Source organism: Clostridium sp. MSTE9 (assembly GCF_000277625.1).
GTDB classification, from domain to species: Bacteria; Bacillota; Clostridia; order Oscillospirales; family Acutalibacteraceae; genus Faecalispora; species Faecalispora jeddahensis.
The window spans coordinates 1-20,277 of the sequence record NZ_AKFU01000016.1; the positions used below are offsets into that span (position 1 = coordinate 1).

Genomic DNA, 20,277 nt, shown 5'->3' on the forward strand with positions numbered 1-20,277 from the left:
TGAAAACATGGCTTTGGCTGTGGCACCGTTCCAAAAGAACCAAAATACAGAACCGACTCTTCCTGTCGCACATGGTCAAAATCCCGGCTTGGCTCTGTTTACTGCTGGAGATAATCGTATCCAGCTCCCAATCCCCGATCCGTTCCCTGCGCCAAATCTCTCGGCCACGCTGTTTCAAGGTTCGGATTCCAAGAAGCTTTCCGCGGCGTTCTCCATGCTGGCGCCCTTCATGCCGTAGGTGAATGCTGGCCGACTGAGCGAAACGCTCTTTATGAAGCCATCGGTAGATCGTCGTGTGAGAGATACGCATGAGCGGTTCAGCGGGATAATCCTGCCCAACCCGGTTTGAAACCTGCTCGGGCGACCAAGTTAACAACAGCTTTTCCTGCACATATTCGCATAATCTGACATTCTGGTATTTTCCCTTTCGCTCCTGCCTTTTGCGACGTTGATACTTTCTGTTTGCACTAACCGGCCGGTAGACCAGTCTATCTCTGTCATGAGAAATGTTCCGTTTCAATTCACGGCTGACTGTGCTGGGGCTTCGTTTTAATGTCATGGCTATTTGCCGGATATTTTTCTTTTCCCGCCACATGAGGGATAGCTTTTTTCGCTCGCTCAGTGTAAGATGGTGGTAGCTCATAAGGGGCGCCGCCTTTCCAGTAGTGATCTTATCAATTCCTACTGTACCACAACGGCCTCTCTTATGGGCCCTTTTTACTCTGTTGCACTTCTTATTTTAATCCGCCACGAAAAGAAAGGAAGCAAAGATTCGCCAAGGGGGAGAGTTTCGATTCTCTCCCCCTTGGAACTCCCTCTCAACGACCAAAGGCGCTGCCTTTGGAAACCGGGAGAAGCTCCCGCTCTGGTTCTGTTCCACGCGCAGGCACAGCCTGCGCGTGAAGCTTCTTCTACAGAAGAGCTTTCTTTGCTCATAAAGGATGCCAATGAAGTACCGCGCTGGGAAGCGCCCCTCTGCGAGCCAACGAGAGCGCTCTGAAAATGCCCGCCGACAGACGGGATTACAAAACTGATTTTCTGATGTAGTTCGGAGAGTGGGCATTTTCATTGGAGCGCCTTTTCAGCAGCTTTCGTTTGCACTTACAAGAACCGTTCCCAAAACGGATTCCAAAGGTGTCCTTTGGAAGGCCTTTGCTTACTTTCGTCCTTTCACGAAAGTAAGTGCCCGCCCGGCACGAGGGGCAGGCCCTGCGCCAGCAGAAACTTACAAAAAGCATCCGCAGGCAAGCTGCGCAAGAAAAACATGCGGCGAAGCCGCACGAAGAAAGGATTTAAATAAACGAACGAGACCGTTTATTTTTCCAGCTTGTCCCCCTGCCCCTTTTGCGCAGCAAAGGGAACGATGATAAGCTTTGGTTCACAAGAAGAGAGATAACTCTCTTCACACTCCAACTGTGCCTTGATCAGTATGCCTATAGCCTGTTCCGAGGCGCGCACCATTTTCAAATACAACTCTTTATAGTCCGGCATCCCAATTCCCCCAATAATGAATTACTATTATTAATTATAAGGTGTTGTCACTTTGTTGTCAACATCGCCACAGGCGGTTTTTGTATGTTACTTTAATAAAAGTGACATCAAAAGGGGGTCAAAATGATGCCGTCAGATTTACCGCAGTTTACAATTCGCATCGATCCGAGTTTATTGGCAAAATTGCGTTATGTAGCAGAATATCATGCACGTTCGGCCAATCGTGAGGTGGAGATGCTGATCAAAAAGCATGTTGAAAAATTTGAACAGACGCACGGAGAAATTGAACTTTAAATAATCTGGCATTAGAATGAATTTATATTGAATATATTCTATATCCGTTTTTCACATTGTGCCATAAGGAAGCCTTAAAATAGATGATATCATCTATAACTGAAAGAGGTGTGAGGGACGTTCCTTAAACCATCAAATACTGATTTTAATCCGGCACTGTGTAGAGCAATATGAGAAGCAGTACGGTAAAATTGAGTAAAAGAAAGCCCCGCCCTTTTGAAAAGGGCGGGGCTGCTTTTCGCTGTACCGGAATCTTAAGCCTTTTTATCCCGGGAAGAAGCTATTTGCGAAGAGGCTCCCGATTTATCAGAGGAACCGGTTTTCTGAGAGGAATTACCGGACGCGGAAGAAGAAGAATGGCTGGAAGACGGCTTTTCAGAAGAACTCGGGGCGCTGCTTTCCACTGTGGACGAAGAGGAACTGCTGCCCGAAGAAGCGGCCTGTGAACTCTCACCGCCGGGGTTCTTGCTGGAAGAACTCTGGCTGCTGCTTTCTACGGCAGAAGAAACATCGTCGAACGGGTAAGACGGCACACCGTCGGGATCTTCCATGTCGTCGTCAATATCCGGCGGGGTGTAAATCGGATCGTCGCTGGATACTGAGCTTCCATCCTGTCCGCCAGAGGTTGCACCGTTCTCGGAAGAAGTATGCGAGTGCGGTCTCGAAGACGAAGGATTTCTGGAGGTCGTTCCCGACCCGAAGGGATCTTCTGTCTGCGAACCGCCCGCGCTGCCTTCCGGTGCGGAGCTTTCCTTGCCGGAGGAAGAGGAAACAGGATCGTTGCCAGGCTGGCCGGAGGAAACAGAAGGGTCGCCCTCCTCGCCGATCACCAGGCCGCTGACTTCAAGTTTTTTGCTTTCCATCAGTTTGTTCAGATCCTTCAGCGACATTTTACAAAGCGCCGACGCGTCAAGAGAAGAATCCTGTTCCGTCAGCTTGCGGACCAGATCCGCCTTGCCAAGGGAAACCTTGTTTTCGCTGGCGAATTTCTGAAGATCGTCCGACAAAGTATCCGTCTGGCGCAGCACCGTAGCGCTGGCATTATTCTCTTTCAGGACGTTTTCAATACCGTCCGCCATTTTTTCCTGCAGCTGTGTTGGGTTTTGCCCATTCCGGCTGGCTACGGAGATCAGGATCGCGTTGTCTGTGCTGTTTTTAGCCAGATAGCCATGCTCCAGCAGACGATTGACAATCGTGCCGGTGGCTTCGCTGATATCCTTATCCCGCAGATTCATATTCTTCAAAATTGCGGCCGCGTCATCGTTGGATGCCTTTGACTTGATGACTCGGTCATTCTGATCAATAGTTAGCTCTATACTGGGATTCACGTCAATACTGACGATGGAATCTACCTTCGGCTGTGCCAGGTAAAAGACGCTCAAAAACACAATGCAAACGGCTGCCATGACGCATGCAATCTGAAATCGGGGCCTTTTTCTTGGCACAACCACTTGGTTGATTCCGCAAAGGGCTTCCTCCGCCGTAGGACACGGCAAAGGGATTTCTTCTGCCGAATAGCCCGGCAGAAGGGTGGGCAATAAGTCCGGTGTGGATTGCAGAACAGCGAATTTGAGCGATTGTTTCAGCTCAGACCGTTTCATTGAACTGCCCCCTCTCGGACGGATTTCTGGAGCTTGCGCATCGCACGGTGATAAGAGGATAATACCGTACCCAGCGGCGTCTCCGTCAGGGATGCGATCTCAACGAACTTCATCCCGGCGGCTACGTGCAGCAGCACAATTTTGCGTTCCCGCTCCTCCAAAATCGTCAGGGCGCTTCTTAAAACGATGTTATCAATAGCCTGCGAAATATTGTCTTCGCCGGAGGCATCCTCATGATCATCGAAATTTTCAGTCCCCTGCTTATTGGCGCGGCGCAGCTCCTGATAGGCAAGGTTTTTGGCGATCGTAAAGATCCACGCCATCGGCTTGCCCTGAGGGATGTAAGTTCCCACAGACTGTCGGATGCTCAGATACGTATCCTGCATCAGGTCCTCTGCGGTTGCGGGATTTTTGACCAGAGAGAGCAGCAACGCGTAAACCGCATGCTGCGTACTCAGGTAGAGCTGAGCGAAGGCCCAGTCCTCTCCCGCGGCCACCTGCCGCATGAGTTGGTCTGTGGGGGCTTGATATGATTGATGGTTCCCGTTTCCGTTTCCAGTCACCATATAGAAACTCCCTCTGTTAGAATAATGAAATTCCGTGCCGTTTTATTGCACAGTTCAAGAAAAATTAGGAAAAAATTTTAAATCCCGTAAAAAAACGCCGCTCTGACACAGAACGGCGTTGAAAAGGTTTCTTTGCCGGCTGGTGAAAATGTGGGATTCCGGCTCTGCTGTACCGGTTTGTACACACAGAGCGGCCCGCCATACGGATAGCCCGAAGCTGCTGGAGCCCGGGCCTGCACCGGGCGCAGAAATCAGTTGTTTTACTCCGCCTGCGGAACGATCGAAAGGCCAAGCTCCGCCAGCTGTTTGGGGTCTACCACGTCCGGCGCGCTGCTCATCAGCTCGCTGGAGTTGGCAACCTTCGGGAACGCGATCACGTCGCGGATGCTGTCGCAGCCAAGCATCAGCATCACCAGACGGTCGAGCCCGAACGCCATGCCGCCGTGGGGCGGGGCGCCGTAGCGGAACGCGTCGATCAAAAAGCCAAAGCGCTGCTGGGCCTGTTCGGGCGTAAAGCCCAAGGCCTGGAACATCTGGCGCTGTACCTCGGGGGTGTTGATGCGGATGGAACCGCCGCCGATTTCATTTCCGTTGAGCACCATGTCGTATGCTTTGGCGCATACGCTGCCGGGGTCAGAGGTCAGCTTGTCAAGGTCTTCCTCACGCGGCGCGGTGAAGGGGTGGTGCATCGCCACATAGCGGTTTTCCTCCTCGTCGTACTCGAACAGCGGGAAGTCGGTAACCCACAGCAGGCACGGCTTGGAATCATCGATGAGGCCAAAGCGCTTTGCCAGCTCGCAGCGCAGCGCACCCAGCGAGGCGAATACCACGCTGTTTTTGGGGCTGGCCACCAGCAGAAGAACGTCGCCGGTTTCGGCGCCGAGCGCGGTTCTCACCGCCGCGGCCTCCTGCTCCGACAGGAATTTTTCATAGCTGGAGCTTTCGCCGTTCGAGGTCAGGCGTGTCCACGCCAGACCCTGCGCGCCGTAAGCTTTGAGGGTCTCGGTCAGCTTGTCGATTTCCTTGCGGCTGAGCTCGTCCGCCTTGCTCTTCAGGTTAATGCCGCGCACCGATCCGCCCGCCGACAAAGCGCCCGCGAACACACGGAACTCGGTATCCTTTAGTGCATCGCTCAGGTTGACAAGCTCCAGGCCAAAGCGCAGGTCGGGCTTGTCGGAGCCAAAGCGCTCCATCGCCTCATGCCACGTGATGCGGCGGAACGGCGTGGGAATATCGATATTCTGCAAACGCTTGTATACGTCACGGATAAAGCCTTCGCCGATCGCCATGACGTCTTCCGGCTCAATAAAGGACATTTCAAGATCGATCTGGGTGAATTCCGGCTGACGGTCCGCGCGCAGGTCCTCGTCGCGGAAGCAGCGGGCCACCTGCATATAGCGGTCGAAGCCCGAGAGCATCAACAGCTGCTTGTACTGCTGGGGCGACTGCGGCAGCGCGAAGAAGTTCCCCGGAAACACGCGCGACGGCACGAGGTAATCGCGGGCGCCTTCGGGCGTGGATTTGATGAGGATTGGGGTCTCGATCTCCAGAAAACCGTTATCGTCAAAGTAATCGCGGGCAATTTTTACGATCTTGTGGCGCTGGATGATCTTGTCCTGCATGTCAGGGCGGCGAAGATCCAGGTAGCGGTATTTCAGCCGCAGTTCTTCCTTTACATTGGAATGCTCCACAATTTCAAAGGGCGGGGTTTCGGCCTTTGCGAGAACCCTCAGCTCCTGAACCTCAATTTCCACGTCGCCGGTGGGCAGCTCGGGGTTTTTGGCGGAGCGCTCACGCACCACACCGCGAACTGCGAGGACATATTCCGCGCGAACACCCGCAGCTTTTTCAAAAATCTGCCGGTCGGTCGTATCGCCGAAGGCCAGCTGCAAAAGGCCGGTGCGGTCGCGCAGGTCAACAAAGATCAGCTGTCCTAAATCGCGCTGACGCTGTACCCAGCCGCATACGACCACTTCTGTTCCAACGTGTTCCTGCCGCAGGGTGCCGCAGTAATGGGTTCTTTTTAGTCCGCTCATAAATTCTGCCATTGTATCGTTCCTCTATCCTCAGGCTGAGCCTGCCAGTTTCTTTTCCTGAAATTGCCGCAGAAACAGCAAGTGTTTCCTTTCTTCCCCGCCTTTGGCAGGGAAGAAAGGATCGTTTTCCGTGCTTTGTCTGCAACTGTATTTATTATAGTAAAAAAGCGCGGCTCCGTCAAATGGAAGAGTCTGCACCGGCCGAGCCTGCCGTCACTGTGGCCGCCAGAAACTGTGACGCAAAGGTCTCCTCGTCCAGAGCAATTTCTGTCAGCTCGCCCGTTTTCATGTTTTTCAGCTTGCCGCGCCCGCTCTGCAGCTCGTCGTCGCCCAGCACCAGCGTGTAATCTGCGCCGATCTTGTCGGCGTACTTCATCTGAGCCTTCAGGCTGCGCCCGCAGGAATCGAACTGTGCGAACACAGAGCATTCCCGCATGCGGCGAACCAGAGCAAACGCGCGCTTCTGCGCGGCCTCACCAATAGCTGCAACGAACAGTTCGCACTGAGACTGCACCGGCAGCTCTATTCCCTGCGCCTGCAGAATCATCAGCACGCGCTCAAGGCCGATCGCATAGCCCAGCGCGGGCAGGGGCTTGCCGCCCATTTCGGCCACCAGACCGTCGTAGCGTCCGCCGCCGCAGAAGGTGCTCTGCGAGCCGAGGTCGTTCGATACAAATTCAAACACCGTGCGGGTGTAGTAATCCAGCCCGCGCACGATGGTGGGGTTCACCTCATATTTTACACCGGCGTCGTCCAGATAGCTCTTCACGCCGTCAAAGTGCTCGCGGCAGTCGTCGCACAGGTAGTCGAGCATGATGGGCGCGTCCTTTGCCACCTCTGCACAGGGCGGATTTTTGCAGTCCAGAATGCGCATGGGGTTGCGGTCAAGACGGTCCTTGCAGGTATCGCACAGCTGGTCGATGGACGCCGCGAAATATTCCTTCAGTGCCTGGTGGTACTTGGCGCGGCATTCAGGGCAGCCGATGGAGTTGATCTCGATGGAATAGCCGCGCATACCGAGGCGGTCGAAGATCGACTTGCCCAGCATGATGGTCTCCGCGTCGGCGATCGGGTCGGCAGAGCCGAAGGCCTCCACGCCGAACTGGTGAAACTCGCGCAGGCGGCCGGCCTGCGGCTTCTCATACCGATAACAGGAGGTGAAATAATACAGCTTTACCGGCAGGCCTTCGTTGTAAAGGGCGTGCTCCAGCAGGGCGCGAACCGCACCCGCAGTACCTTCGGGGCGCAGGGTAATGGAGCGCCCGCCTTTATCGTTAAACGTATACATCTCTTTTTGAACCACGTCGGTGGTTTCGCCTACCGAACGCTGAAACAGCTCCGTATGCTCAAAAACAGGGGTGCGGATTTCGCCATAGCCATACAGTGACGCCTCTTCACGCATCACCTGCTCTACCACCTGCCAGCGCGCGGTCTGTTCGGGCAGAAGATCCTGTGTACCCTTGGGGCCCTGAACCAATAATGCCATAAAAAACACTCCTTATTTTCTGTTCCCGCCTTGCGGCGGGCGAGTTAAAACAAAACCCCCCGCTCCGCTGAGAGCGAGGGATCCTACCTGAATAGAGATAAATCCCAAGATCAGTACTTCGGATTTAAGATGTTGCGCCAGTCCAGGTCACCGCGCTCCAGACCGTGGATGAGAACCTCCGCGGTGGCGATGTTGGTAGCCACAGGAATATTGTGCATATCGCACAGGCTCAGCAGATTCATATCGTTGGGCTCATGCGGCTTCGGATTCAGGGGATCACGGAAAAACAGAAGAAGATCAACTTCATTATATGAAATCCGCGCCGCGATCTGCTGGTCGCCGCCCTGCGATCCGCTTAAAAAGCGCTGAATACTCAGCCCCGTGGCCTCCGATACCAGCTTGCCGGTGGTGCCTGTCGCGCACAAGCTGTGTCGGCTCAGCACCCCGCAGTATGCGATGCAGAACTGAACCATCAGTTCCTTTTTGGCGTCGTGGGCAATCAATGCAATATTCAATGCTTAATCCTCCTTCATCTGAAATTGAGTTAAAGTAATTGCTGCGATGAATTTACAGCTTTTCCAGCCTTGCAAGGGGAACCGATTCCCCTTCCAGCCGGGCGGCCAGACGGTGAAACGCCTGCATCGCTGAAAAGTATGGTGAAACTGGCTTGCCGCCGGTAAACGCGGCGGCGGTTTCCGGGTCCTCTGGGACAATCCCGATCAGCCGGATTCCTGCGGCGTCGATCACATTGTCCAGATCGTGGAACAAGCCGGATTTGACAAAATTTTTGTAATGAAACCGATTCACGACCAGTCTCTGCGACGAAATGCCGGTCTGTGTGAGCAGCAGCCGCACCTTGTCGCTGCCGCGCAGGCAGAGCGGGTCGGGTGTTGCCACGATAAGGGCTCTTTGCGCCGCGGCCGCGGCCGACTCAAAGCCCGCGCCAAGCCCGGCGGGGCAATCGATCAAAACATGGTCGTAGTAGCGCGAAAGAATCGGTACCAGCTGCCGCATCAAATGGGGCGAAACGAGCTGCTCCTCGCGATACGGCGCAGGCATCAGGTACAGCCCGGGCACACCGCATTCATAGATGGCGCGGATCGGCTCGCAGGAGCCGGAGACCACGTCGGAAATATCGAACATCACCTGGTCATCCAGAGCGAGCATGCGGTCCAGGCTGCGCAGCCCGGCGTCGCCGTCGATCAGCAGAACCCTGCGCCGGCGTTCGGCCAGGGCTCGTCCCAATCCGGCGCAGACGGTGGACTTTCCCACGCCTCCCTTGCCGGATGTAATGACTGTTACCGCTCCCATAAGTCACTTCCTCGCTTATCAGAACCTCACGCCGTAAGCGGCAGCAAGCTGCCGGCGGCTGAGAGAGCCTTGAAACTCGCAGCGAGATATTCTTCCCACTTGGAATGAAGTTCTTGATTTGTTCTCATTCTCGTTATCATACTAACACAATTGTGAATCTCCGTCAAAGATTTTTTTCGAAATTTGAACGACGATAGTCACAATCCATAAATTGACCGAAAAAATAGAACACAGTGTCAAAGTCAGAGCAAACCGCTCAGCCCGCGGTGGAAGAGACTCCTGAAGAAGTGCCGGAAGACGTCGTCGTGCCGGAGGCGGTTCCGGATGAGGTTCCGGAGGAAGTGGACTCCTCTTTTTCGGGGAATACCAGATTGCCGGAAGCGTCCACAGTTTTGCCGAAGAAATACGCGTCGAACAGATCGCGCGCGACCGCGGTGGAATATTTGCTGTAGGCTCCGTATTCCAGTACGACTGCCACGGCGATTTCGGGCTTATCGTACGGGGCAAAGCCCACGAACACCACGTTGTCGGAATGCGGCGGCACCTGTGCGGTACCGGTTTTACCGGCCACGGCAATGCCGTAGTTTGCAAACGAGGAGGCGGTGCCCCCTACGCTGGTGACAGCGCGCATGCCCTTTTTTACCGTTTCAAGATTTTCCTTCGAGACGCCCACGTGATCGACGACCGTGGGGGAATTCGGGTCGTTCTGCATAATAACCTTGTCGCGGTTGTAATCGGTAATTTTTCCGATGAGATGCGTTTTCAGCCGGGTGCCGTCGTTGACAAGCGTCGAGACATAGGTGGCCAGCTGCAATGGCGTAAAGGAGTTATCGGCCTGGCCGATCGCGGCCTGTACCACGTCGCCGCCGTTCCACACACCGCCGGCCGCAACGCGCACCTGCGGGCTGGAGAGAACGCCCGCGCCCTCGTTGATCTCGATGCCCGTTTTCTGCCCGAGGCCAAAGCGCTTGGCATACAGGTCAAGCGTATCGATGCCGAGGCGGCGGCCGGTGTCGTAAAAGAAGATGTTGCAGGATTTCTGCAGCGCGGTGACAACATTAATTGTGCCGTGATAGCCCATGCAGGTGGGCTGGTAGTCATTCCAGAAGGTATACACGCGGTGGCAGGTGACGGTAGAGGAAGAATTGATGACGCCCTCCTGTAAAGCTGCCGAGGCGACCACCGGCTTAAACGACGAGCCGGGCATGAAGGAGCCGACCAGCGCGCGGTCATACATCGGCTTTGTTTTATCCTGGAACAGACCCGATACATAGGAAGGATTGCTGTTGTATTGATTTAAATCATAGCTGGGGAACGTTGCCGCCGCCAGCACGGAAAAATCCTTGACATTCAGTACCACAGCGCCGCCAGCGACGCAGTCCGCCCCGCCCTTGCTGCCGCCGCTTTTTCCCTCGTTCTGGGCGCCTTTTACGTTGTTTGCAAGAGAAACCTGCGCCACCCTCTGAAGGTTCTTATCGATGGTGAGATAAATCGAATCGCCCGCCACGGGCGCCTGCGTTACCGTGCTGGAGGCAACGGCCCCGGTGCGCGTGGTTTCGATCACCTTCAGGCCGTTCGTGCCGCGCAGGTATTTTTCAAAATAGGATTCCACGCCGCTTTTGCCGATAGAATCATTATAGGCATAGCCGCCCAGATTATCCAGGCTGTAGGTATTTCCCTGTTTTTTTTCTTCGGCATATTCCTCCTGCGAGATCGCGCCCAGCGTTCCCAGCACGTGCGGTGCGACGGTGCCGTCGGGGTAATCGCGCACGGTGGTCACCTCAACGGTGGCGCCGGGAAGATTCTGCGCGTTTTCGCTGATGATCCCGACGGTGTCGGAGGAAATACCTGTCGCAAAGGTATACGGGGTAGAAACGGAGAAGCCCGAAAGCTCCATATTGTAGCGCACCGAAAGGATCGCGCGCGTCTGGTTCGGGGAATAGCCTTCGCATTCGTATTTTCGCTGCAGCTCCAGAATACATTGCTCCGCAGTGACATAGGTGTTCCCGCGGAACAGGTTCTTTTTCAGAGCGTCCACCTCGCTTTGCCGGCTGGTGATATACTCGTACGCCCCGGTGGCAGTCACCTGAATCGGCAGCTCGTCCACCCATGTTTCGCCGCGCTTCTGGAGAAGCGAAACAAGCTGAAGAATCGTTTTGTTCTGCGTGTCCTTTGTCATGGCGGACTTATCGAACACAATGGCGTATACGGTTTTGTTTACCGCCAGCGCGTTGCCGTTGCGGTCCAGAATTTCGCCGCGGGCGGCCGTCATTTTCACCGACGAGGTGTTGGTGCGGGTGGAAACATTCAGCCAGTAAGCGCCGTTGATGATCTGCCAGTCGATCAGGCGAAGGCCGTACACGGCGAACGCCGCCATGATGACCACGATACAGAAAATATAACGGGACAAGCCCTTGAAGCGATTCATGGAAAACCTCCTGTCAGCCGGCGCTTTCCCGGATATTCAGTGCGAAGGCCCGGTTAAAGGCATAAATCAAAGGCACCGGAAGCAGCGTGTAAACAAAGCGGGGAAGAAAATGGCTGACCAGCGCAAAGCCGGGGTACTCGTACCCCGAAAACACATAATAGAACAGCCACTGTAACAGCAGAATCAGGCCGACGACCGCGGTAGAGAGCAGCAGGTCCGTCAGCAGGTTGGCCCGCAGCAGATGGACGGCCATCAGTCCGGCGCAAAAGCACAGAACGGAGAGCAGCAGCGTGTGGAATCCCAGCGCCGCACCGCCGCTCATGCCAAAATCGAGCAGAACGCCGCAGAAAAGGCCAAAACCCATGGCCGCGGTTTCGCTCTCGAACACAGCGATGGAAACGGCCACGGGCAGCAGCAGAACGGGGCGCGCGCCAAAAACCGGCGGGATCAGCCCCGGCGTTTCATTCAGCAGGTAGATCACAATGATTTCTATAGTATAGGCAAAGTAGCGCAGCAGCTTTTTCTTGTCCGTCATTTGGCAGCCCCCGAACCGGAAGCCGTGCCGCTGGAGGTGGTTCCGCTGCTCGAAGACGTATTGCCGCCGGACGGAGTGCCGGAGGGCTCGGGCAGCGAGCTGAGCGCTTCTCCTTTACCGAGGAAGCTGGTGATGATGAATACGTCGCGCACGGTTTTCGGGTCAACAAACGGTTTGATGACCGCCATGTAAGAAACGCTGTACTCCTCCGGCCCGACCGAAACCACCTTGCCCACCGGCAGGTTTTTTGGGTAGATGCCGCCAAGGCCGCTGGTGACGATGATGTCGTCCTTCTGCACCTTGGTTTCGGAGGAAAGGTAGCCGAGCTTCGCGTAGCCCTGCTCATACAGTTTGATATTGCTGCTGACCACACCGCTTTCGCGGTTTACACGGTCGAGTGCAGCCATGTTCGTATCGGGAGAAAAAAGAGTGGTCACCTGGCAGAACGTTGAGCTGACGCTCGACACCCAGCCCACCACACCGCTTTCGGTGATCACGGGGCTGCCCGCGGTCACGCCTGCCAAAGAGCCTTTATCCACGGTAAAGCTGCCGAACACGTCGTTCGGGTCACGCCCCACCACAGAGCCGGAAACAAACGTGAAATCCTTGTTCTCGTTTTTCAGCTCCAGGAAGGTACGGTATTGGTCGTTTTCCTGCTTGACCTGATAGTAGTCGATCAGCTTGGCGCGCAGAGCGTCCACTTCTTTTTTTAGCTCCTGGTTCTCGCTCTCCAGATCACCGGCGGAGCGGCCCACGCTGGCCGCCGCATTGTTAGAAATGACAGTCGAAACCTTCTGCATGGGGGTGAATACGTGCCCCAGAAGAGAAGAAAACACAGAACCGCCCTCGGCCCCGGCGGAATAGATCATAATGCCCAGAACAACAAAAACAATGCCCAGCAGAGCCTTAAAGCCCCGGCTGTGAAAGACATCTCTCAAAACGTCACCTCCATCGGCATAGACGGCGGGGATGCCGCATGGACCAATCCCCCGTTTTCAGCGGAAAAAAGCGGAGAGCCACCAAAGAACCCTCCGCGAAAGTTATATTGCAGGCAAGGCTTATCTCTTCCGCGCCTTGTAGTATTCCGACGGCATAGTTACCTCCAGCCGCTTTCCGGTTCCGTCCACCACGCAGTCAAGCGGGCTGTCCGCCACATGTACCGGCATATTGGTCTCCTGCGAGATCAGCATGTCCAGGCCGCGCAGCAAAGCGCCGCCGCCGGTGAGCATGATGCCGTGGTCGATGATATCCGCAGAAAGCTCAGGCGGGGTTTTTTCCAGCGTGCTCTTTACCGCGTCCACGATCAGCGCAAGCGGATCGCTCAGGGCCTCGCGCACCTCGTCGGCATGGATCGTCACGTTCTTCGGCAGGCCGTCGAGCAGGTTGCGGCCCTTGATGACAACAGAAGCATCCTTGGTTTCTTCGGTGGGGAACGCCGAGCCGATGGAAATCTTAATTTCCTCAGCGGTGCGCTCACCGATGAGAAGATTGTACTTTTTCTTGACGTAGGAGATGATCGCCTCGTCGAATTTGTCGCCCGCCACGCGCACGGAACAGGAGGTGACGATGTCGCCGAGCGAAATCACGGCCACCTCGGTGGTGCCGCCGCCCAGATCGACCACCATGCTGCCGGTGGGTTCCGCTACGGGCAGGCCCGCGCCGATCGCTGCGGCCATGGGCTCTTCAATCAGATCCACCTGGCTCGCGCCGGCCTGACGCGCGGCATCCTCCACGGCGCGGCGCTCTACCTCGGTAACACCGGAGGGGATGCACACCACGATGTGGGGTTTGCTGAACATATTTGATTTGGTTGCTTTCTTGATGAAATGCTTGAGCATTGTCGCGGTGATGTCGAAGTCGGCAATCACACCGTCTTTCAGCGGACGAACCGCCACAATGGAACCCGGGGTGCGGCCGATCATTTCCTTGGCCTGCGTACCGACTGCCAAAACCGTGTCGGAGCGGATGTCTACCGCCACAACCGACGGCTCGCGCATCACGATTCCTTTTCCTTTCATGAACACCAAAGTATTGGCTGTCCCTAAATCGATTCCAATATCCTTTGCAAACATGGATGTTCCCCTTTCATTCCCGCCCGTTTTATGTGAATCAAAAATCATTGATAGAGTGTTCCTGTCAATTCCTGAAAAAAGGCGCAAAAACCCAATTAGTCCGAATATCCCTATTATAACCGCTGAACCGTCATTTCTCAACAGGAATCCGAAATAATCACAAAAAATTCATTTTTTTGAAAGAAATCATTTGCAAGAAAGCTCATGGATTTTTCTCTTCCTGTTTGGGCGGGCGCACGTAGGGCAGCATTTCTATGCAGCACGCCCCGCATTTTTGGAAATTGGCCCGCGCTTCGTTCAGGGTGATCCCGTGGTTTTCGTCGCTCGCCTCGTCCGGGCCGCCGAGGAACACGTCGTTTTCCCAGTAGCAGACGGGACAGATATAGGCGATGGCCTCCTCCTCCGGAACGGGGAAAGTCAGGCAGCTGCAGCAGGGGCAAGGATGATTCATGGGAATTCCTCCGTTCAGGTCTTTGCCGAAATGTGGATTGCCGCAATTGCCAAGCGCAAAACTGACGGTCAGTGCAGATTCTGCCTGAGCCATGCGGAAAAGGCGGCGAGCTGCTCCGGCGTATGGAAAAAGTGCTCTCCTCCGTTTACAACCTCCAGCTTGCAGGGAAAGCGCCGGGTGAAGGCGTCGATGGTGTCCCGCTCGCACAGGGTGTCGTTTTCGCCGTACAGAATTGCGGTTTCGCTGTCCCAGTGCTCGATGGGATGTTCCCTGACATAACAGTAGTAATCCCAGTACAAAGTCTGGCCGATGGGCGTTTGAATTTTGCCGAGCTTCTGCAGCCGCTCTTCGGTGACCTCAAACCAGGTCATCATGTTCTCAATGATGCGGCGCATATCCACTACGGGGGAAAGGAACAGCGCCTGACGGAGCGGTTCCGCATGGTATTCGAGCAGGCTGAAATAGGCTCCCATGCTGCAGGCGAACAGGCTGATCTGCTGCCAGCGGCTTTTCGCGTAATCCATCACCTTCCGCAGATCGCGCACGCAAAACTGCACCTTGCAGGGCGGCTGTGTTCCGGCGCGTTCCCCATGCTCCGGCAGGTCGAAGCTGATCACCTGAATGCCGCGGAGCGCGGCCTCCTCGGCCAGCAGCCGGATGACGGTGTCTTCCTTGTTTGAGAGATTGCCGTGCACGGCAAGAAAAACCCGGTCGGAGGGTTCGCCCCAAACAACGGCGGGAATTTGGTCTATGAGAAGCTTTTGTGTTTTCATCATGGTTGTTTCCTTTATCTAAGTATCAGTTTGGCCGTTTCGTAAGCGGCTTAGACATGCACAAGCGGTTCGGATCTGATAGCAGGCGGTCAAGCCTGATTTTATGTTATCTTACTTTGTGTATTCTATAATATCTTCCACTTCGCATTCAAGTACAAAACAAATCCTGGCCAGGATATCAATATCAATTTTTTCTACCCGATTCTTGTACCACTTATCCACCACTTCAAATCGGGAATCGATTTTACGGGCAAGATAATTTCTGGTCATCCCCCGAGAGTCTAGCAACTCCTTTAACTTGAAGTTTATTTGTCCATATTTCTTTCGCTGTAATACAGAATTTGTTTTGCTCATTTTAATATCACCTCAAATAGATACTACATTTAAAGTTACTTGTTGACGATTCGCATATTAATAGTTACTATATAAATAGTAACGTAATATAGGAGGATTAAAATGGAGCAAAAAGGAATCGCAAGAAAACTGGATAAGCACGGTCGGATTGTAATACCGATTGAAACAAGGCAGTTATTGGGCTGGACAGCGCATACTCCCATTGAAATCGGCCAATTGGGACGCTATATTCTTCTGTATACACAGGGAGAAAGCGACGCAAAACCAGCTCCGGCACGGGAAAATCCGGTTCTGAGGGAAACAGAAGAGATGCTGGGGAAATTGTCAGATCAGGATCTGCTGCTGGCGTGGGATATTCTGCATCGTCTTGCAAAACAGCAAAAAGGAACAGAATGAAAAAGCTTCGGTACATACCGGTTTTTTTCCGACCCGCCTGAAAAAGAGAAATGGCCGCTGCGCCGCCCGCCAAAAAGGTGCCGCAGCGGCGGGTCTCTTGGGAGAAAGACATACAGAAACTGCAGCCACCCAATAAGGGTTGACTGCAGTTTCTGTATGTTTTGTTCGACGTTGACGCAGGATGAAAGCGGGAGTATTTATAGTAAAATAGGGCCTTCATCTACGAACTGCGTTTCGGGGTTCCCGGCGGACAGTGCGTCAATCACTCAAATTTGGCAGCTTGCCTCTAGGCCCAGCAGGGCACCAAATCTTTGACAAGCCGTGATAAAACAAATCAGCGCCAAAAGCTCTGCGATCTCGCTGTCTGTGAATACTTCTTTTAGTGCGTTGATTTCGTCGTCGCTGATATGGGTTTTGCTACTGGACAGATCCGCGGCATGGACAGCCGATTGTACCCGCGAATCTGTTCTATTTTTTGAGGGGGCTCCCTTAGCCATACAGTATTCACAGCCGTTATGAAAAGCCAGAGTGCGCCGAACCTGCTCTTTCAGCTCTGCGGAAAATGTATCGCTGGAATAAATACAATCTTCCAGAGAGACCCATTTCTCCAAAATGCCTTTGTTATGTCCCAATAGCTGTTGAAACGGGGTAAGTCCATTCTGCGAAAAAGAAATGCCTGCCATAATTCTTCCTCCTTACATGATGTGTTCCGTTGACAAATCAATTATAGCAGGAGTATATTTAAAATAGTATTTCGTATGATATCATATTGCTGGGTTTATATTTCTGTTGATACTTATATTTTGAAAGGACATTTTAAATGAAAATAGATGAAATAGATGTGCGGATTTTGCAGGAGCTGCAAGCCGACAGCCGGATTTCTATAAGAGAGTTATCGAAGCGGGTCAATCTTTCACCGCCTTCTGTCACCGAGAGGGTGAGAAGGCTTGAGGATCATAATATTATTGAGGGGTATACGATCCGTTTGAACAAAAAGGAACTTGGCTTTGGAATCGATTGTATCGTTCAAGTTACCATGAAGGATGGGCAATACGAGAAATTTAAAAGTTTTATTCAGGATGATAAACACAGCGAATGGTGTTACCGGATTGCGGGTGCCGCATGCTTTATCGTCAAATTGTCAGTTCCTTCTTTAGAGGATATTGAACAGTTCATCAATGCCGTATCCTCATATGCTCAAACCAATACATCCATTGTTTTTTCGAAGGTGGAAGTCAATGACCGTATCGATAAATTCTTATAGATCGGATTCTGCGCCGTTTGATTATTTCGGCATTCCATGGCAGCTTGTCGATCCGGCGGTTTTTTGTTTCGTGTTTGTTTCCCCTCAGCTTGTATTCAGATTCTCCTCCCATTACAAATAAAAAGAGTCGGTTCAAAAGAACCGACTCTTTTTTGGCTTCCCGAAGGGGCTTTATAGCAGTTCGCGGAGCTTCTTCCGCAGAAATTCAGCGCCTTAATCCTGGTCCGAATCCGGGGAATAGACCTCGCCGCTCTCCCAGCTTTTTGTCAGCTTGGCGACGACCCCTCCAAGAAGGATCAGAGCCAGAATATTGGGAATTACCATCAGTCCGTTAAACAAGTCCGCGAGGCTCCATACCAGGTCAACCTTCAGCGCACAGCCGATGCCGACAAAGGCGGAAACCAGAACGGCGTATAAGGAAACCGCTTTTTTTCCGAAAAGATATTTCACGTTGGCAAGGCCGAAAAAGTACCATCCCATAATGGTTGCGAAAGCGAAGAAAAAGACGCAGATCGCAATAATCACATACCCGAAATGGCCGAATACCTGGGAAAAAGCGGCCTGTGTCAGTTCAATGCCGGTAACGAATTCCCCCTTTGTATCGGTGGAACCCAATACCCCCGAGGTTAAAATGGCCAGAACGGTCAGCGGGAGCAGAACGATCGTGTCGATAAATACGCCCATCATGGCAACAAGCCCCTGCTCGCAGGGATTTTTGACCCGGGCCAGAGCGTGCGCGTGAGGGGTGGAGCCCATACCGGCCTCATGCGTGAACAGTCCGCGCGCGATGCCAAACCGGATGGCCTGCTGCACGCTTACACCCAAAACGCCGCCCAAAACCGCCTGAGGATAAAACGCGCCGACGAAAATATCGTAAAATGCGGGGATGATATTGCGGAAGTTGATAAAGATCACAACCAGAGAGGCCAGGGTGAAGAAAATCGCCATAAAAGGAACCACCTTTTCCGCAACGGCGACAATGCGCTTAACGCCGCCCAGAAAAACCAGCAGAGAGATCAGCGCGAGCCCGCCGCCGACAAATTCGGAGGGGATTCCGAAAGCCGCCTCCATGGCTCCGCCGACGGAGTTAGCCTGCACCATATTGCCCATGAAGCCGAGCGCGAAGATGATCAAAACAGCAAATATGGCGGCAACCACTCTGCCCGCCGGCCCCTTGATGGCCGCACGGATATAGTAGGCCGGCCCGCCGACCAGCGTGCCGTTTACGGTGGTTTTATAACGCTGGGCAAGGGTGGCCTCCGCATAAATGGTAGCCATGCCCAAAATGGCGCTGACCCACATCCAGAAGACCGCGCCGGGGCCGCCGGAGACCATGGCGGTAGCCACACCCGCCAGATTTCCCGTTCCGATTTGAGCAGATATCGAGGTAATCAGAGACTGAAAAGAGGTCATGCCCTCCTTTTCACTCGCTTTCTTTCCGCTGAAAGTGATCGAGCCAAAGGTAGAGCGAAAGCTCTGCTTAAATTTTCGGAATTGTATGCCTTTGGTCAGAATCGTAAAATAAATGCCGACGCCGCAGAGCAGAATAATTAAAAATACATTCCATAATACCCCATTGATACTGTTGACTAGATGAGAAAACCATTCCACAATAAACACTCCTCCATAAGTTGAAACAAAAGCAGCCGGAAGAAAAGCGATGCCTGCCGCGGGGTATTTTGCGGATAAACAAAAAAGCCAAACCATACAATGATGGTTTGACTCTGGATATGCAGCACAAAAAGGCCCAATCATCATGGGCACAGAGCTCTGTCCTTTTGCCTGAGAGATTAGCACGAGCGAGTCGAGCCTTACACCTTCGGCACCCAAAAAGGGATTCTCCAGAGTTACATCCATTCATAGTCCTCACCTGAACATTCAGGCACCTGAGAGTGTTACTCCTTCGGTAGGCCGCAGCCGTTTTCCTACGAACTTCTCTTGTTTCGGTAACTATATTCAATTTATTTTATGGTATCATACGGATTCATTGAAGTCAAATAGAGCTTTTGGCCGGCGGAGTGCGTTTTTTTGTGTGCTTTTGTCATAGAAAAAGACATTGCTCAGCGAGAGTCACCCCACGTTAAAGGGGAATTTCCTTCGACCTGCGCCCGGGGGATTTATCTCAACCGGCAGCGCAGTGATATGTAGAAATAAAAAACCGGAGCAAACTTTATGTTTGCTCCGGTTTGGTGTACCTGAAAGGATATGGGTGTTCATACCGTTTTACGCCTGCGGCGGCAAGCCCGCGGAAGAGACGCAGTCTGAAGAAGTGCAGGGATACCCAGAGGATTGGCAACTGACAGGCGGGATTCACATTAAGCATTTTTCCCCATCCATGCACGGAAGGAAGGAATCTTTTGCAGCACCGGGAACAGCACCAACGCGATCAGGATGCCGGATGCGCCCTGCACCACATTAAACGGTACCCCGGCCGTCGCCGCGATTGCCGATGCCGCCAAATTGCTGCCGGAAGCCATTCCCAGGCCGATTTCATACAAATAATATCCGCCGACCATGATTGCTTCCCCCACGAAACCGCAGACCGCAATGCGCGCGCGGCTTTTCCCGGGCAGCACGCGGTATAAGATACCCGCCGCCACTGCCGACGCGGCTTTAATGATCAGCGTGCCCACTGCATAGGACGCGTAGCCGGAAAAAACATCCGCAAGCATCGAGCCGATCCCAGCGGCCAGTCCTCCGATTTGGGGACCGAGCAATATGCCGCACAGCAGCACCATGCCATCACCGGGATGGATGTACCCGTTTGTCGGGGTCGGGATTTTGATCGCCATGGTCGTAACGCAGGTCAAAGCGGCAAACAGAGACGCGATGACGAGGCTTTTTGTGTTTTTCATTGGGGATCCCTCCTAGAATAGTTACCAGTATACCCCCGGATTGACCATATGGAAACACCCAGTTCCGAGTTTTTTTATAGTATCAGATCATCCGGCACACAAGGCCAAGCGCTCGTGCAGGCCCGCTCATGTTCATACTAGTGCTCCATGCGGTTTTATGAGGGCTCTTCCCAACGGTGATGCCGCTAAGCTTATATGCAGAAATACAAAACGGAGCAAACATTAAGTTTGCTCCGTTTTGGCGCTTCCAAAGGAATCCGGGTGCTGACACGCGGTATCCGCGTTTTGCGAGCCCCTGCGTGTAGCCTGTAGCAAATTGCGGCTGTTTGTTCCAATCTGTACCGGGGATATATTCCTCTTGCGG

Annotated in this window: 21 protein-coding genes and 1 riboswitch; of the genes, 4 read left to right on the top strand and 17 right to left on the bottom strand. The window is 53.5% G+C overall.

The annotated features are described in order from the left end of the window. Positions 1-238 (top strand): hypothetical protein (locus HMPREF1141_RS17660; protein ID WP_242824552.1); only part of this gene is annotated, 238 nt, incomplete at its 5' end. Positions 239-1,314: 1,076 nt separating this feature from the next. Here HMPREF1141_RS17660 and HMPREF1141_RS17470 read toward each other — a convergent pair. After that, complete coding sequence (locus HMPREF1141_RS17470) at positions 1,315-1,491, bottom strand: hypothetical protein (RefSeq protein ID WP_009061164.1); 177 nt, start codon at positions 1,489-1,491, stop codon at positions 1,315-1,317. A gap of 123 nt (positions 1,492-1,614) precedes the next feature. On the opposite strand from HMPREF1141_RS17470, the gene HMPREF1141_RS17265 reads away from it, so the two are divergent. Further along, complete coding sequence (locus HMPREF1141_RS17265) at positions 1,615-1,785, top strand: Arc family DNA-binding protein (protein ID WP_009061140.1); 171 nt, start codon at positions 1,615-1,617, stop codon at positions 1,783-1,785. Between the two features lie 254 nt (positions 1,786-2,039). Here HMPREF1141_RS17265 and HMPREF1141_RS03570 read toward each other — a convergent pair whose 3' ends face one another. From HMPREF1141_RS03570 to HMPREF1141_RS03630, 13 genes are all read right to left on the bottom strand, one after another. Then, positions 2,040-3,386 carry a hypothetical protein gene (locus HMPREF1141_RS03570; protein WP_009061165.1) on the bottom strand — a complete coding sequence of 449 codons (1,347 nt, stop codon included), beginning with the start codon at positions 3,384-3,386 and terminating at the stop codon, positions 2,040-2,042. Further along, a complete protein-coding gene (locus HMPREF1141_RS03575) occupies positions 3,383-3,952 on the bottom strand; it encodes an RNA polymerase sigma factor (protein WP_009061155.1) in 570 nt (189 codons plus the stop codon). Before HMPREF1141_RS03575 ends, HMPREF1141_RS03570 begins: the two co-directional genes overlap by 4 nt. 260 nt (positions 3,953-4,212) lie before the next feature. After that, positions 4,213-6,000: an aspartate--tRNA ligase gene (gene aspS, locus HMPREF1141_RS03580; RefSeq protein ID WP_009061134.1), complete on the bottom strand. Its 1,788-nt coding sequence runs from the start codon at positions 5,998-6,000 to the stop codon at positions 4,213-4,215. A gap of 166 nt (positions 6,001-6,166) precedes the next feature. Then, the gene (gene hisS / locus HMPREF1141_RS03585; protein WP_009061160.1) at positions 6,167-7,474 is read right to left on the bottom strand and encodes a histidine--tRNA ligase; all 1,308 of its coding nucleotides are present in this window, start codon (positions 7,472-7,474) and stop codon (positions 6,167-6,169) included. Between the two features lie 110 nt (positions 7,475-7,584). Continuing rightward, a complete protein-coding gene (gene mgsA, locus HMPREF1141_RS03590) occupies positions 7,585-7,989 on the bottom strand; it encodes a methylglyoxal synthase (protein ID WP_009061176.1) in 405 nt (134 codons plus the stop codon). Positions 7,990-8,041: 52 nt separating this feature from the next. Further along, complete coding sequence (locus HMPREF1141_RS03595; RefSeq protein WP_009061131.1) at positions 8,042-8,785, bottom strand: AAA family ATPase; 744 nt, start codon at positions 8,783-8,785, stop codon at positions 8,042-8,044. A 256-nt stretch (positions 8,786-9,041) separates the two neighbouring features. Further along, positions 9,042-11,213 carry a penicillin-binding transpeptidase domain-containing protein gene (locus HMPREF1141_RS03600; protein WP_009061149.1) on the bottom strand — a complete coding sequence of 724 codons (2,172 nt, stop codon included), beginning with the start codon at positions 11,211-11,213 and terminating at the stop codon, positions 9,042-9,044. Between the two features lie 13 nt (positions 11,214-11,226). Then, complete coding sequence (locus HMPREF1141_RS03605; protein ID WP_009061138.1) at positions 11,227-11,748, bottom strand: rod shape-determining protein MreD; 522 nt, start codon at positions 11,746-11,748, stop codon at positions 11,227-11,229. Next, on the bottom strand, positions 11,745-12,686 hold the full coding sequence (gene mreC, locus HMPREF1141_RS03610) for a rod shape-determining protein MreC (protein WP_009061130.1): 942 nt from the start codon (positions 12,684-12,686) through the stop codon (positions 11,745-11,747). The genes HMPREF1141_RS03605 and mreC overlap by 4 nt, the downstream gene beginning before the upstream one ends. Positions 12,687-12,806: 120 nt before the next feature. Further along, positions 12,807-13,820 (bottom strand): rod shape-determining protein, encoded by a 1,014-nt coding sequence (locus HMPREF1141_RS03615; RefSeq protein ID WP_035316517.1) that lies wholly within the window; start codon positions 13,818-13,820, stop codon positions 12,807-12,809. Positions 13,821-14,022: 202 nt separating this feature from the next. Next, positions 14,023-14,271 carry a CPCC family cysteine-rich protein gene (locus HMPREF1141_RS03620; protein ID WP_035316518.1) on the bottom strand — a complete coding sequence of 83 codons (249 nt, stop codon included), beginning with the start codon at positions 14,269-14,271 and terminating at the stop codon, positions 14,023-14,025. 68 nt (positions 14,272-14,339) lie between these two features. Next, positions 14,340-15,044, bottom strand: coding sequence for an alpha/beta hydrolase (locus HMPREF1141_RS03625; RefSeq protein WP_035316511.1), 705 nt, complete (start codon positions 15,042-15,044; stop codon positions 14,340-14,342). Positions 15,045-15,155: 111 nt separating this feature from the next. Next, positions 15,156-15,398, bottom strand: coding sequence for a helix-turn-helix transcriptional regulator (locus HMPREF1141_RS03630; RefSeq protein ID WP_074432624.1), 243 nt, complete (start codon positions 15,396-15,398; stop codon positions 15,156-15,158). A gap of 102 nt (positions 15,399-15,500) precedes the next feature. On the opposite strand from HMPREF1141_RS03630, the gene HMPREF1141_RS03635 reads away from it, so the two are divergent. After that, positions 15,501-15,794: an AbrB/MazE/SpoVT family DNA-binding domain-containing protein gene (locus HMPREF1141_RS03635; protein ID WP_009061175.1), complete on the top strand. Its 294-nt coding sequence runs from the start codon at positions 15,501-15,503 to the stop codon at positions 15,792-15,794. Between the two features lie 266 nt (positions 15,795-16,060). On the opposite strand, the gene HMPREF1141_RS03640 is transcribed toward HMPREF1141_RS03635, so the two are convergent. After that, positions 16,061-16,477 carry a carboxymuconolactone decarboxylase family protein gene (locus HMPREF1141_RS03640; RefSeq protein WP_009061129.1) on the bottom strand — a complete coding sequence of 139 codons (417 nt, stop codon included), beginning with the start codon at positions 16,475-16,477 and terminating at the stop codon, positions 16,061-16,063. 137 nt (positions 16,478-16,614) lie between these two features. On the opposite strand from HMPREF1141_RS03640, the gene HMPREF1141_RS03645 reads away from it, so the two are divergent. After that, complete coding sequence (locus tag HMPREF1141_RS03645) at positions 16,615-17,058, top strand: Lrp/AsnC family transcriptional regulator (RefSeq protein WP_009061153.1); 444 nt, start codon at positions 16,615-16,617, stop codon at positions 17,056-17,058. Positions 17,059-17,271: 213 nt separating this feature from the next. On the opposite strand, the gene HMPREF1141_RS03650 is transcribed toward HMPREF1141_RS03645, so the two are convergent. Both HMPREF1141_RS03650 and HMPREF1141_RS03655 read right to left on the bottom strand, forming a co-directional pair. Continuing rightward, complete coding sequence (locus HMPREF1141_RS03650; protein WP_035316512.1) at positions 17,272-18,669, bottom strand: sodium:alanine symporter family protein; 1,398 nt, start codon at positions 18,667-18,669, stop codon at positions 17,272-17,274. Positions 18,670-18,818: 149 nt separating this feature from the next. Continuing rightward, a riboswitch (glycine riboswitch) is annotated at positions 18,819-18,913 on the bottom strand. Positions 18,914-19,373: 460 nt separating this feature from the next. Continuing rightward, positions 19,374-19,913: an ECF transporter S component gene (locus tag HMPREF1141_RS03655; RefSeq protein ID WP_009061177.1), complete on the bottom strand. Its 540-nt coding sequence runs from the start codon at positions 19,911-19,913 to the stop codon at positions 19,374-19,376. Positions 19,914-20,277: the final 364 nt, after the last annotated feature.

Excerpts from the sequence above, each read along its gene's own strand:
- HMPREF1141_RS17470 (WP_009061164.1), bottom strand. The coding sequence starts at position 1,491 with ATGCCGGACTATAAAGAGTTGTATTTGAAAATGGTGCGCGCCTCGGAA.
- HMPREF1141_RS17265 (WP_009061140.1), top strand. The coding sequence starts at position 1,615 with ATGATGCCGTCAGATTTACCGCAGTTTACAATTCGCATCGATCCGAGT.
- HMPREF1141_RS03570 (WP_009061165.1), bottom strand. The coding sequence starts at position 3,386 with ATGAAACGGTCTGAGCTGAAACAATCGCTCAAATTCGCTGTTCTGCAA.
- HMPREF1141_RS03575 (WP_009061155.1), bottom strand. The coding sequence starts at position 3,952 with ATGGTGACTGGAAACGGAAACGGGAACCATCAATCATATCAAGCCCCC.
- aspS (WP_009061134.1), bottom strand. The coding sequence starts at position 6,000 with ATGGCAGAATTTATGAGCGGACTAAAAAGAACCCATTACTGCGGCACC.
- hisS (WP_009061160.1), bottom strand. The coding sequence starts at position 7,474 with ATGGCATTATTGGTTCAGGGCCCCAAGGGTACACAGGATCTTCTGCCC.
- HMPREF1141_RS03595 (WP_009061131.1), bottom strand. The coding sequence starts at position 8,785 with ATGGGAGCGGTAACAGTCATTACATCCGGCAAGGGAGGCGTGGGAAAG.
- HMPREF1141_RS03600 (WP_009061149.1), bottom strand. The coding sequence starts at position 11,213 with ATGAATCGCTTCAAGGGCTTGTCCCGTTATATTTTCTGTATCGTGGTC.
- HMPREF1141_RS03605 (WP_009061138.1), bottom strand. The coding sequence starts at position 11,748 with ATGACGGACAAGAAAAAGCTGCTGCGCTACTTTGCCTATACTATAGAA.
- HMPREF1141_RS03615 (WP_035316517.1), bottom strand. The coding sequence starts at position 13,820 with ATGTTTGCAAAGGATATTGGAATCGATTTAGGGACAGCCAATACTTTG.
- HMPREF1141_RS03620 (WP_035316518.1), bottom strand. The coding sequence starts at position 14,271 with ATGAATCATCCTTGCCCCTGCTGCAGCTGCCTGACTTTCCCCGTTCCG.
- HMPREF1141_RS03625 (WP_035316511.1), bottom strand. The coding sequence starts at position 15,044 with ATGAAAACACAAAAGCTTCTCATAGACCAAATTCCCGCCGTTGTTTGG.
- HMPREF1141_RS03630 (WP_074432624.1), bottom strand. The coding sequence starts at position 15,398 with ATGAGCAAAACAAATTCTGTATTACAGCGAAAGAAATATGGACAAATA.
- HMPREF1141_RS03635 (WP_009061175.1), top strand. The coding sequence starts at position 15,501 with ATGGAGCAAAAAGGAATCGCAAGAAAACTGGATAAGCACGGTCGGATT.
- HMPREF1141_RS03640 (WP_009061129.1), bottom strand. The coding sequence starts at position 16,477 with ATGGCAGGCATTTCTTTTTCGCAGAATGGACTTACCCCGTTTCAACAG.
- HMPREF1141_RS03645 (WP_009061153.1), top strand. The coding sequence starts at position 16,615 with ATGAAAATAGATGAAATAGATGTGCGGATTTTGCAGGAGCTGCAAGCC.
- HMPREF1141_RS03655 (WP_009061177.1), bottom strand. The coding sequence starts at position 19,913 with ATGAAAAACACAAAAAGCCTCGTCATCGCGTCTCTGTTTGCCGCTTTG.